The organism is Caulobacter sp. FWC2, from assembly GCF_002742625.1.
GTDB lineage: Bacteria > Pseudomonadota > Alphaproteobacteria > Caulobacterales > Caulobacteraceae > Caulobacter.
On the sequence record NZ_PEBF01000001.1, the window covers coordinates 1,290,724 to 1,302,866 of the forward strand.

11 protein-coding genes are annotated in these 12,143 nt (G+C 68.1%); all 11 read left to right on the forward strand.

All coding sequences use genetic code 11. The features are described from left to right. Positions 1-20: 20 nt before the first annotated feature. Entirely contained in the window at positions 21-2,051 is a 2,031-nt protein-coding gene (locus CSW62_RS06230; protein ID WP_099576294.1) for a toll/interleukin-1 receptor domain-containing protein, read from the forward strand. After that, the gene (locus CSW62_RS06235; protein ID WP_099576295.1) at positions 2,051-2,455 is read left to right on the forward strand and encodes a hypothetical protein; all 405 of its coding nucleotides are present in this window, start codon (positions 2,051-2,053) and stop codon (positions 2,453-2,455) included. Before CSW62_RS06230 ends, CSW62_RS06235 begins: the two co-directional genes overlap by 1 nt. An 11-nt stretch (positions 2,456-2,466) precedes the next feature. Then, the gene (locus CSW62_RS06240; RefSeq protein ID WP_099576296.1) at positions 2,467-4,206 is read left to right on the forward strand and encodes an adenylate/guanylate cyclase domain-containing protein; all 1,740 of its coding nucleotides are present in this window, start codon (positions 2,467-2,469) and stop codon (positions 4,204-4,206) included. Between the two features lie 275 nt (positions 4,207-4,481). Next, the gene (locus CSW62_RS06245) at positions 4,482-4,676 is read left to right on the forward strand and encodes a hypothetical protein (RefSeq protein ID WP_099576297.1); all 195 of its coding nucleotides are present in this window, start codon (positions 4,482-4,484) and stop codon (positions 4,674-4,676) included. Between the two features lie 173 nt (positions 4,677-4,849). Further along, entirely contained in the window at positions 4,850-5,200 is a 351-nt protein-coding gene (locus tag CSW62_RS06250) for a hypothetical protein (protein WP_099576298.1), read from the forward strand. Between the two features lie 75 nt (positions 5,201-5,275). Continuing rightward, positions 5,276-7,090 (forward strand): PAS domain-containing sensor histidine kinase, encoded by a 1,815-nt coding sequence (locus CSW62_RS06255; RefSeq protein WP_143324339.1) that lies wholly within the window; start codon positions 5,276-5,278, stop codon positions 7,088-7,090. Between the two features lie 160 nt (positions 7,091-7,250). Further along, positions 7,251-7,577 carry an STAS domain-containing protein gene (locus tag CSW62_RS06260; protein WP_099576300.1) on the forward strand — a complete coding sequence of 109 codons (327 nt, stop codon included), beginning with the start codon at positions 7,251-7,253 and terminating at the stop codon, positions 7,575-7,577. Beyond that, entirely contained in the window at positions 7,574-7,939 is a 366-nt protein-coding gene (locus CSW62_RS06265) for a response regulator (protein WP_099576301.1), read from the forward strand. Before CSW62_RS06260 ends, CSW62_RS06265 begins: the two co-directional genes overlap by 4 nt. Next, positions 7,936-9,903: a chemotaxis protein CheA gene (locus CSW62_RS06270; protein WP_099576302.1), complete on the forward strand. Its 1,968-nt coding sequence runs from the start codon at positions 7,936-7,938 to the stop codon at positions 9,901-9,903. The genes CSW62_RS06265 and CSW62_RS06270 overlap by 4 nt, the downstream gene beginning before the upstream one ends. An 11-nt stretch (positions 9,904-9,914) precedes the next feature. Continuing rightward, positions 9,915-10,400, forward strand: coding sequence for a chemotaxis protein CheW (locus tag CSW62_RS06275; protein WP_099576303.1), 486 nt, complete (start codon positions 9,915-9,917; stop codon positions 10,398-10,400). 16 nt (positions 10,401-10,416) lie between these two features. Next, complete coding sequence (locus CSW62_RS06280; protein WP_099576304.1) at positions 10,417-12,105, forward strand: methyl-accepting chemotaxis protein; 1,689 nt, start codon at positions 10,417-10,419, stop codon at positions 12,103-12,105. The last annotated feature ends 38 nt before the right edge of the window (positions 12,106-12,143 follow it).

Consider the following 12,143-nt stretch of genomic DNA (forward strand, 5'->3'; position numbering starts at 1 on the left):
TACCGTCGACGGGGCGACGCATGAACAGCCGACAGCGGTACAAGGCCTTTATCAGCTATAGTCATCGCGACCGCAAAGTGGCCGAGTGGCTACATCGGGCGCTGGAGACCTATCGCGCGCCGCGCGCTCTGGCGAGCGCCGGTGGCGGTCTGCGGCCGATATTCCGTGATCGGGACGAACTGAGCGCTTCGGCCGACCTCAACCAGGTCATTCGCGACGCGCTGGACCTGTCCGACGCGTTGATCGTGCTGTGTTCGTCCGCCTCGAGCGCCTCGCGCTGGGTGGACCAGGAGGTGGCGCATTTCCTGACGGGGCGAGGACTCGAACGTATCGTCTGCGTGATCACGCCGGACACACCATCGACGACAGCATTGGCCGACATCCTGCCGCCCGCGTTGCGCGCGGCGTTGCCGGAGGGCGTGGAGCCCCTGGCCGTGGACCTGCGCCCCGACGCGGACGGCAGGCGCCTGGCCCGGCTGAAGATCGCCGCCCGTCTCCTGGGCGTCAGCCTGGACCGGCTTGTCCAGCGTGACGCCCGCCGGCGGCTGCAGGTGATGGCCGCCTTCACCAGCCTGGCCATGGTGGTAACCCTGGGGATGGGGGCGATGACCGTCGTGACCCTGAAGTCCCGCCAGATCGCCCGGGAGCAGCGCGACGAGACCGAAGCCCTGGTCGCCTACATGCTGGGCGACCTGCGTGAGCAGCTGGAGCCCGTCGGGCGCCTGGACGTGCTGGATGGAGTCAGCGCCAGGGTTCTGGCCTATTACGGCAAGGCGCGCAGCGACCGGCTAGACGACAAGGCCCTGGCCCAGCGCGCCAAGGCCCAGACCCTGCTGGGCACGATCCGCGAGCAACGCGCCGACCTGGCCGGCGCCCAGGACGCCTTCGGCCAGGCGGCGGCCACCACCCACGCCCTGGTGGCGCGTGACCCCAGGAACGGTGAGCGTATCTTCGACGAGGCCCAGAACGTCTTTTGGCTGGCCTACATGAAATGGCGGCGCGGCGACTTCGTCGGGGCCGAGCAAGGGCTGAAGCGCTACGACGCACTGGCCCAGCAATTGGTGAAACTGGACCCGAACCGCGCCGAGTGGCGGGTCGAGGTCGCCTATGCCCGCAGCAATCTCGGCACGCTGCAGTTCGAGCAGGGGCGGCCGGCGGATGCTTTGGCGGCCTTCCGCGGCGCCTCCAGCGTGTTCGAAGCAGAGCTGGCCCGCACGCCCAAGGACAAGACCCGGATCAAGGACGCGGCCAACAATCACGCCTGGATCGCCGACTCTCTGCTGCGGCTGGGCCGGACGCGCGAAGCCTTCGTCGAGCGCGAGCGGGCTTCGAACCTGCTGGCCCGCGCCGCGGCGGACGATCCCAGCGACAAGCGCCTGGCGGCCAAGGACGTGGCGACCCAGCTCGCTCTCGCGCGGCTTGAAGTCGACTTGGGCCACATGGCCCAGGCTCGTGCTCGCTCGGAGGCCAACCTGCGCCGCCTGCATACGCTGGCGGCCCTGGATCCGACCAACGCCCGGTGGCGGGAATATCTGGTGGTCGGGCAGCTGGACGCGGTCGAGATCGCTTGCTGGTCGGACCGCCTTGCCGAGGCTCGGACGGCGCACGCCGACGCGGCGGCGGGTCTCGCCCGGCTGAACGCCGGCGAGAAGGACAAGGTCTGGCGGGCGGACCTGGAGGGGCGCTTGGCGAAACAGGGAGTCATCCTGGCTCAGCGGAACGGCGATGAGGGCGGAGCGCGCAAGCTGGCCTTGGCGCTCCTGCAAGCGCTGAAGGCCAGCAAGCCGGACGAGACCGCGGAGCTGGAAGGCTTCGCGCGACTGGCGGCGGGACAGCCGTCCGAGGCTGTGGCGGTGCTGACGCCGAAGCTCGGCTCGATGTCACCCGGCAGCCGGGATGTGCTGGCGCGCGCCTACCTGGCGACGGGGCGTCGCAACCAGGCCGAGAACATCGTGCTGGAACTCAAAAAGGAAGGCTACGCGCATCCCGCCATGCTTGCCTTTTGGCGAGATTCACCTGCAGGTCGAAATTCAACGTCGGAGGGAAACTGATGTCTGATATTACGCCTAAAACGATCATCGAGTTCGTCATCGGGTTGGACGCCAACTTCAATTTCGTTAACGTCGTGGACCCCGCAAACCCGGTTCCGCTGCGTACGCGGCTGACCGAGCGCAGCTTGCTGGTGTTCACGCTGAGCGACCAACTGATCAAGGCGGGCTGGGCGTTCCAGAGCCGTCCGATCGAGGTCGATCGCGATTTCGGGGTCAATTTCTCAAGCTTCGTCTGGGTGCAGCACACCTATGACGACAAGCTCGCCGTGCACTCCAGCTTCAAGCTGGTCTACGAGTGCGCTCGCATGGGCGAATATACCTACAGCCTGTTCATGCAGGACGCGCACGAGCAGAAGATCACGCTTGATCCGGTCTTCGACAACGGCACGGGTCACGTTCCCTGATCGCGAAGGCGGTGTTCGACCGGGAGCAAGTCGCCGCGCTGATCCGGCGCGGCGAGATCCTGGCCGCCTACGACATCGCCCACGCCGCCCTTGAGGCGGGGGAGGGGGCGCATGAGATCGCCTATACGGCCGTGCTCTGTCTGGCCCGCGCCGGGGCTGTCGATTTCGCGCGCGCCGAATATGTCCGTCTCGGCCTGGCCGAGGCTGAGGATCAAGCGGACGCCGTCGCCCTGGGCGCGCGCCTTCTCAAGGACGTGGCCCTGGCGGCGCGCGGACCGCGCCGCGTCGCTTTCGCAAGGGCCTCGCTGCGCCGATACGAGGCGCTCTCTCGCCGCTTCGGGGGACTCTACGGCGCCATCAACGCGGCGACCCTGACCCTGATGGCCGGCGATCGCGCCGGAGCCGCCGCCCGGGCCGCCGCCGTGCTGGCGACGCCGCCGACGCCGGGCCTGGAAGGCGAGGGCGCCTACTACGAAACCGCCAGCCGCGCCGAAGCCTGGTTCCTGACCGGCGACCAGGGCGCCGCGTGCGAGACCCTGGCGACCGCCATGGCGTCCGCGCCCCGCGCCTACGCCGCCCATGCCTCAACTCTGCGACAGCTGGAGATGCTGTGCCGCGAGACCGGCGCAGAGTCCGGCTGGCTGGCGCCCTTCCGGCCGCCGGTCTGCGCGCACTTCACGGGCCACATCACCAACGTGCCCGAAGAGGCCTTGCGCCAGCGGATCGACCAGGTGCTGCGCGAGCAGCGCGTCGGCTTCGCCTACGGCGGCCTGGCGGCGGGCGCGGACATTATCTTCGCCGAGGCGCTGCTGGACGCCGGGGGCGAGCTGCACGTCGTCCTGCCTGTGAACCGGGCCGCGTTCGTCGAGGTGTCGGTGGCCCCGTTCGGCGAGGACTGGGTCCCGCGCTTCGAGCGCTGCCTCGCGCTCGCCACCTCGATCCGCTACGCCTCGCAGGACCCCTATCTCGGCGATGAGCAGGTCTTCGCCTATTCCAGCCAGTTCGCCATGGGTTGCGCGGTGCTGCGCGCCGAGACCCTGTCGACCGAGGCGATACAGCTGGCCGCCTGGGACGGTTACGACGCGCCTGGACCCGCTGGCGTCTCCGCCGACATGGCCTATTGGGCGGGCAGCGAGCGGCGGCTCGCGGTCATCGAAGTCCAGCGTCCGCCGCCCTGTCCGTCGCGCTGGACGTCGCCGTCGGCGGGGGCGGAGCGGCGAGCCATGAAGGCGATGCTGTTCGCCGACGTCAAAGGCTTCGGCGCCCTGCGCGACGATCAGATCCCGGCCTTCATCGAAGGCGTGATGGGCCGCATGGCCGAGACGGTCGAGAGCCTGGCCGAGCGGCCTTGTCATATTGAGACGTGGGGCGACGGCGTGTTCCTGGTCTTCGAGCAGCCGATCGACGCGGCGTTGGCGGCGCTGGCGCTGTTGGAAGCCCATCGGGCGCTGGACCTCAAGGCCCTGGGCCTGCCGCGTGGCCTTGGCCTGCGCATCGGCGGGCACTATGGCCCTGTCCATCTGAGGACCAATCCGCTGACCAAGGCTCCCGCGGTGATCGGGGCCCACGTTGTGGTGGCCGCGCGCATCGAACCGGACGTCGCACCGGGCTCGGCCTATGTCAGCGAGGCGCTGGCTGGAGCGCTGGCCACCTTCCACGGTGATCGCGTCCGCTGCGGCTATGTCGGCCGCACCCAAGGGCGCAAGGGCTTCCCCGCCACGCCGATCTTCAGCCTCGCGCGCGCGCTTTAGAGGCCGCCAGGTCGCGCCTGGAGCGCGCTGGATCCGATCGTAAACTTTCCCGAGAGAAACGGTAATTTTTTCCGATGTGCATATCCGCACATCCAGATCGCCCCCTCACCGAACATGGTTCGGCTGTCGACCGCGATAGGCTGCAACCCATTCTCTGGATCAAGCCTTTCGCCGGCCGCGTGAACCGACTGGGGACCCGGCCACCCGCCGGTCGGGTCCTCTTTTTCGAAGCCTTACCCTGGTCGGAGACCCGACCTCAGAACAGGAGCCGCGCCGTGCACTTCGACGACATCTTCTCCGACGCTTCGTCCTCCCCGGAAACTGGCAAGACCTTCCTCCGCCACGCCCTACGCGTCTGGGCTCGCGAGAACGGCGTGGCCGACGACCAACTGCCCGGCGTGGTCCACAACATCCTGGACTTCGCGGTTGGCTCGTTGCGCGGCCAGCCCCAGCAAGGCCTCAACGCCTGACCTTCCGCCTGTTTGGCGGCGCGACCTTGTCGTCCCGGTGTGGGGCATTGGGGACGGCAGGCAGACGGAAGCCCGTCGTGCGGACCACAGGGCTTCTGTCGCGAAGGACCTGAGCGGTTGAACCGCTCGGGTCCTTCTCAACGTTCGATACTGAAACGCACCGGAGCCAAGACATGATGGCCTTGCTGAGCCTCTTCGACAGCCCGATCTTTCGTCTGCTGGCGGAGATTCTCGCGGTGGCGCTGCTGCCGACGGTGGCGTTCCTGGTGGTGCGCCTGCTGGACGCCGAGGTCCGTCTGGCGCGGTCCCGGCAGGTCGCCGGCGACCTCTCCGCCGAGCGCGATCGAATCCTGGCCGAGCTGGCTCTTACCCGCGAGCGCCTGGCCGAGGCTCGCCAGGCGGCGGGGCGAGCCCAGGCCGAAGCCGCCGAGCGCGAAGTGCGGCTAAAGGCGCTGGCCAACGGCCAACGCGAGCTGAGCGAGCGCCCGATGATCGTCGCCAGCTTCCGCGACCACGGCGTCTGACGGGACGCCAACCCAACGTTAACGCCGCCGGGCGTTATCTATCCCTGCGTGGAGTGGACCGCGCGGGGGCGGCGCTTGAACTGTCTTTGGAGCCTGGAACGGGACGGCCGCATTCAGCATATGAATGACGGCGCGGAAATTTGCTCCGGCGCCGCCCTGGTCGAGTCGCGCGGCAAGCCCTGGCGAGACTATTGGCCCGAGCAGAATCGTTTCTCAGTCGACCGCGCCGTGGCCTCCGCCGCCGGTGGACGGGTCGCCCGCTTCCGCACCTTCGATGCTCGCAGCGGCGCGGCGCGCACCTATCAGGACACCACGGTCACCCCGGTCTGCGACGCAGACGGGACGGTGACCGCGCTGGTGGCCGTCTCGCACGATGTAACGGCCGAGGTCGAGGCCGAGGCGCTGATGCGCTCGGTCGTCCAGTCGCTGCCGTCGCCGCTGACGGTGACCTCGGCGCGGAGCCGCCGCTACGTCCTGTGGAACCGCGCGGCCGAAACCCTTTTCCGGGTCGACGCCGACGACGCCCTGGGGCGCACGCCCGAAGAGCTGTTCGATCCCGACTTGGCCAAGGCGATCGTGGTCGATGATCCCGAGGCCCTGCGGACGGGCGAGACCCACATCGCTGCGGGCGTCGCCATGCCGCCGGCTTTGGGCGGCGGTGTGTTCGACATCAAGTCGCTGGCCACCTTCGACGACCATGGACCGCGCCACGTCATCTGCCTGGGCGAGGAGATCACGGAGCGGCTGGAGCAGGCCAAGGCCTTGCGCGCGGCGCTCGACGCCGCCGAGCGAGCCAGTCAGGCCAAGAGCGCCTTCCTGGCCAATATGAGCCACGAGGTCCGCACGCCGTTGCACGGGATCGTGGCCGGAGCCGACATACTGGCGCGCGCGGCCCTCGACCCGAAGGCGCGCGAGCTGGTCGATATGATTCGCGGCTCTGGCCGGACGCTGGAGCGCCTGCTCGACGACCTGCTGGACGTCGTGCAGATCGAGGGCGATCGCGTCCGCATCGTCGATGGACCCTTCCATCTGGGCGAGCTGCTGCGGTCGATCGGAGCCATGGCGCGGTTGAGCCTGGGGGAGGGCGACGTCAGCTTCTCGGCCGTGCTGCCGCCGGAGCTGGACGGCGAGCTGATCGGCGACGGCGTGCGTCTGGGCCAGGTGATCGGAAACCTGGTGCGCAACGCGGTCAAGTTCACTGAGCGTGGCGCGATCACGCTGACGGCGACTCCTGGGACGGGCGATCGCGTCCGCTTCGAGGTCGCTGACACCGGTATTGGCTTCGACGCGGCCGACAAGGCGCGGCTCTTCGAGCGTTTCCAGCAGGCCGACGCCTCGATCACCCGCCAATTCGGCGGCATGGGTCTGGGTTTGTCGATCTCTAGCGACCTGGTTTCGCTGATGGGCGGGGTTCTGGACTGCGAGAGCACGCCAGGCCAGGGCGCGCGGTTCTGGTTCGAGCTTTCGCTGCCGTCCGCCGTGGCCAGCGGCGTGTGCGGATCTGCGCCGGCGGTCCCGGAGCGGGCGCTGAGGGTGCTGGTCGCCGATGACCATCCGGCCAATCGCCGTATCGTCGAGCTGATGCTGGCCGAGGCCGCAGAGGTCACTTGTGTCGAGAACGGCCTCGAGGCCGTGCGCGCCTACCTCACCGAGCGGCCCGACGTGGTGCTGATGGACATGCAGATGCCGGTCATGGATGGCCTCTCGGCGGTCACTGAGATTCGCCGCCTGGAAGCGGTCGGCGGCCAGGAACGTCGGCCGATCTTCATGCTGACAGCCAATGCCGGCGACGAGCACGTCCGGGCCAGCCTGGCGGCCGGAGCGGATCGCCACCTGCAGAAGCCGATCACCGCCGCCAGCCTGTTCGGCGCCCTGCAGGCCGTACTGTAGGCGAGCATCGTCACGCGCGCGGGAAACCTCTCGTTGTGGACACAATGTCGCAGCGCTTCGGGTTGCCTAGTTTACCCTAATTTAAGTCTGGCCGTCGCACTCTAGATTGTAGGTATAGATCCGTTCTGCCAACGGACTATATTTGCGCGTAGGGGTGAATATGTCAGGCGAACTCGAGAGTTCAGTTATCCAATTTTCGGATAACGTGACTATTTCAAATATTTCGGACGCGCGCGATATTTTGCTCGACGCTTTCGAGAGCAACAATTCAATCACGATTGAAATCGCCGGCCTCGAAGAGGCGGATCTGACCTTCATTCAACTGATCGAGTCCGCTCGGCGCTCCGCCGCGGAAAGCAACCGTTCGATCCAGTTGCGAGAACCCGCTCAAGGCGCGGTTCTGCAGGTCCTGCAGCGAGGCGGTTTCCTGGATCCCGACGACCGGGATCGGATGAACTTCTGGCTTCAAGGGGCGACTGAACAATGACCGCGATCCTCACTGTCGATGACTCGGCCTCCATTCGCGCGGCGATCAAGATCGCCCTGACTGGCGAAGGCTACGGCGTCACCGAGGCGGCGCACGGCGCCGAGGGGCTGGACAAGGCCTCGGCCGGCGGTTTCGACCTGATCGTCACCGACCTGAACATGCCGGTCATGGACGGCCTAACGATGATCCGCGAGCTGCGCCAGCGCCCCGCGGGCGCGGGCGTGCCGATCCTGTTCCTGACCACGGAATCCGACGCCGACGTCAAGGCCCAGGCCAAGGCGGCCGGCGCCACCGGTTGGCTGACCAAGCCCTTCGATCCAGAGCAGTTGGTCCGCGTCGTCAAGAAGGTCCTCGCCAAATGAGCGGCCTGGATCCCATCGAGACGTTCCGCCAAGAGGCCCAGGAACTGCTGGAGCAGATCGAGCAGGGTCTGCTCGATCTGGCGCGTCGTCCGGGGGATCGCGCGCTCATCGACACTATCTTCCGGGGTCTGCACACCCTGAAGGGCTCGGGCGCCATGTTCGGCTTTGACGCCCTGGCCGCCTTCACCCACCACTGCGAAACCGCCTTCGACCGCGTCCGCAAGGGCGAGGTCCCGGCCTCGCCCAGCCTGGTCTCGGCGGTCCTGGCTGCCCAGGACCACATGCGGGCGCTCGCCGAAGGATCCCCGGTCGTCGAGGGCGCTGGCGAGGCCTTGCTGGCCGACCTGCAGGCCGCCATCGACGGCGGCGAGGCCGCCCCGGTCGCCGCACCGGCCGAACCCGGCATGAACACCTTCCGAATCCGCTTCAGCCTGCCCGCCGACGCCCTGATCAATGGCGCGCGCCCGTTGCCGCTGCTGGACGAACTGCGCGACCTGGGCGATGCCCGCGTGCGGGTTATCACCGACGACGTCCCGCCGCTGGCCCAGCTGATCCCCGCCGAGTGCCGCCTGGCCTGGGAAGTCCTGCTGACCACCAAGCACGAACGGGACGCCATCGATGACGTCTTCATCTTCGTGATCGACGAGATGACGCTTGAGGTCGAGGATCTCACGGCGGTCGCCGTCGAACCGGAAGTCGACGCGCCGGCCGCCGCGGCCGCCGCCGTTCACGAAGACGTCCCGGTCGCCGCCAACGCTCCGGCCGAGGCCGGCCGCGCTGCTTCAAAATCCGGGGACACGGTCCGCGTTCCCGCTGAGCGCCTTGACGAGATGATGGACCGCGTCGGCGAACTGGTCATCGCCCAGTCGCGCCTGAAGCAACTGGCCGCCTCGTCGTCTGACGTCGCCCTGCGCGCCGTGGCCGAGGAAATCGAGCGCCTGGCCGGCGAGATGCGCGACACCATGATGGTCGTGCGCATGGTGCCGATCGCCCAGCTGTTCGGCCGCTTCCGTCGCCTGATCCACGATCTGGAGCGCGACACCGGCAAGCAGATCGAGCTGTCGACCGAAGGCGAGACCACCGAGCTGGACAAGACGGTGATCGAGCGCCTGGCCGACCCGCTGATCCACCTGATCCGCAACTCGGCCGACCACGGTCTGGAAGGCGCCGAGCAGCGCGCCGCCGCCGGCAAGCCGACCGTCGGCAAGATCATGCTGGCCGCCCGCCAGTCGGGCGCCGAGGTGGTGATCACCATCACCGACGACGGCCGGGGCGTCGACCGCGACCGCGTCCGCGCCAAGGCCGAGGAGAACGGCCTGATCCAGCCGGGTCAGGTGCTGAACGACAACGAGCTGCTGCAGCTGATCTTCGCGCCCGGCTTCTCGACCGCGGCGGCGATCACCAACCTGTCGGGCCGCGGGGTCGGCATGGACGTGGTCAAGAAGACCATCGAAGGCCTGCGCGGTTCGATCGAGATCAGCAGCACGCCCGGCGAAGGCTCGGTGGTGTCGCTGCGCATTCCGCTGACCCTGGCCATCATCGACGGCCTGCTGATCCGCGTCGGCTCGGGCCGCTACGTGATCCCGCTGTCCACCGTCGAGGAATGCGTCGAGCTGACCCCGGTGCAGGACCTGCGCTCCACGGGGCGCAGCCTGATCACGCTTCGCGACGAGCTGGTGCCGTTCATCCGCCTGCGCGAGCAGTTCATGACCGGTACCCAGCCCGACCCGCACCAGAAGATCGTCGTGGTCGCGACCGGCCAGGACCGCGTGGGTCTGGTCGTCGACCAGATCCTCGGCGACCACCAGACCGTCATCAAGCCGATGTCGGCCTTCCATCAGGACGTCGGCGCCTTCTCGGGCGCGACGATCATGGGCGATGGCGGCGTGGCCTTGATCCTGGACATCGCCGCCCTGGTCAGCCTGGGCCAACGCCACGACGCGCAAATACGCGCGGCCGGGTGAGGGGAAAGACGATGACTCACGAAACCATCGAGGCCCTGACCTTCGACCTGCAGGGCGAGACCTTCGCCCTCGAGGCCGGCTATGTGCGCGAGGTCCTGGACCTGCTGCCCGAGACGCCGGTCCCCGGCGCCCCGCCGTTCGTCGGCGCCGTGATCAACTTTCGCGGCCGGGTGATCCCGCTCGTCGATCTTCGCATGGCCTTCGGCATGACCGTCGGCGAGACCACGATCGACAACCGCATCGTCGTCATCGAGCACCCGTTGGACGGGGAACCGACCTTGATCGGACTGCGTGCGGACAAGGTTCACGAGGTGACCTCGATCACCGCCGACACCACCGAGGAGGTTCCGCGCGTCGGGATGCGCTGGCGGGCTGACTTCATCCGCCGCCTGGTCCGCCGCAACAGCGACGTGATCGTGCTGCCGGACCTGGACCAGATTTTCGCCACCCGGGGCCAATCGGCGCCCGTCACCGCCCTCCACACTGCTCAACGTTGATCGCCCGGAGCTCACCATGCGACTGACCATCAAACTTCAGCTCGGCCTGGCCTTCGGGTTCGTGATCGCCCTGCTGCTCATCGGCAACGTCTTTGGCGTCACCAATCTGTCCAAGACGAACGCGGCTCTCAACGACATGGTCGACGGACCGGCCCAGCGCCTGGAGATCGCCCAGCAGCTGAACATCCACCTGCTGAACGCGGTGCGCGCCGAGAAGAACATGATCCTCGTCGGCTCGCCCGAGGAGGTGAACAAGCTGGAGGCCTCTATCGAAAAGGAGCGCCAGGCGTTCGACACCCTGCTGACCAAGGCCGAAGGTCTGGCCACGGCCGAGGGCAAGCCGAAGTGGCAGGCCCTGGGCGGCGCCTTCGATCAGATGATGGACATCCACGGCCGCGTGCTGTCGCTGGCCCTGGCCGATAACGACGCCGCCGCCACCGTCCTGTCGATGGGCGACGGTCGCAAGGCCGTCGTCGAGGCCGGCGCCCGCGTGGAGGAACTGGTCGAGCTGTCGAAGGCCCAACTGGAAACCGCGACCGCCAAGGCCGACGCCGATTTCGCCACCACTCGCAACATGCTGATCGGTCTGTCGGTCATCTCGCTGCTCGGCGCGGTCGGCGCGGCGCTCTACATCTCAATGGCGGTCAGCAAGGGCCTGAACCGCGCCTCGGAGGCCGTGAGGATGGTGGCCGATGGCGACCTGACCAACTCGGTCGAGATCACCACCCGCGACGAGATCGGCGACTTGCTGGGCCACGTGAACATCATGATCGAGCGCCTGCGCGGCGTGGTGTCGGACGCGATCTCGGCCTCGGAGAACGTGTCGGCCGGCAGCCAGGAGCTTTCGGCGACCTCGGAGCAGATGAGCCAGGGCGCCACCGAGCAGGCTTCCGCCGCCGAACAGGCCTCGGCCTCGATGGAAGAGATGGCCGCCAACATCAAGCAGAACGCCGACAACGCCACCCAGACCGAGAAGATCGCTCGCCAGTCGGCGATCGACGCGGAGACCTCGGGCGCCGCCGTCAGCAAGGCCGTCGACGCCATGCAGACGATCGCCGAGAAGATTACCATCGTGCAGGAGATCGCCCGCCAGACCGACCTGCTGGCCCTGAACGCGGCGGTGGAAGCGGCTCGCGCCGGCGAACATGGTCGCGGCTTCGCGGTCGTCGCCTCGGAAGTGCGCAAGCTGGCCGAGCGGTCGCAAACCGCCGCCTCTGAGATCAGCGCGGTGTCGTCCGACACCGTCAAGGCCGCCCAATCGGCCGGCGAGATGCTGACCAGCCTGGTGCCGAACATCCGCAAGACCGCCGAACTGGTCGCTGAGATCAGCGCCGCCTGCCGCGAGCAGGACATCGGCTCCTCGCAGATCAACGAAGCCATCCAGCAACTGGACAAGGTCACGCAACAGAACGCCAGCGCCTCGGAAGAGATGTCGGCCACCTCTGAGGAACTCGCCGCCCAGGCCGAGGAGCTACAGGCCTCGATCTCCTACTTCCGCACGGACGCGCACGGCGGCCATCGCGCGCCGGTCCGCAAGGCCGCTCCGGTCAAGCGTCCGGCCTCGACGGGCGCGGTCCGCAAGGCCCCGGCCAAGCCCGCCACCCGTCCGGTCGCCGCCCAGCAGGCCCGCGCGGCCGGCTTTGCGCTGGACCTGACCAATGGTGGTCCGGACGCCGACGACGCCGACTTCAAGCAATACGCCTGATCCGTTCCTGAACTCACGGACCGGCGGCTTACTGAGCC

Coding starts and splice junctions, on each gene's coding strand:
- CSW62_RS06265 (WP_099576301.1), top strand. CDS start 7,574: ATGACCGCGATCCTCACTGTCGATGACTCGGCCTCCATTCGCGCGGCG.
- CSW62_RS06260 (WP_099576300.1), top strand. CDS start 7,251: ATGTCAGGCGAACTCGAGAGTTCAGTTATCCAATTTTCGGATAACGTG.
- CSW62_RS06275 (WP_099576303.1), top strand. CDS start 9,915: ATGACTCACGAAACCATCGAGGCCCTGACCTTCGACCTGCAGGGCGAG.
- CSW62_RS06235 (WP_099576295.1), top strand. CDS start 2,051: ATGTCTGATATTACGCCTAAAACGATCATCGAGTTCGTCATCGGGTTG.
- CSW62_RS06250 (WP_099576298.1), top strand. CDS start 4,850: ATGATGGCCTTGCTGAGCCTCTTCGACAGCCCGATCTTTCGTCTGCTG.
- CSW62_RS06280 (WP_099576304.1), top strand. CDS start 10,417: ATGCGACTGACCATCAAACTTCAGCTCGGCCTGGCCTTCGGGTTCGTG.
- CSW62_RS06270 (WP_099576302.1), top strand. CDS start 7,936: ATGAGCGGCCTGGATCCCATCGAGACGTTCCGCCAAGAGGCCCAGGAA.
- CSW62_RS06230 (WP_099576294.1), top strand. CDS start 21: ATGAACAGCCGACAGCGGTACAAGGCCTTTATCAGCTATAGTCATCGC.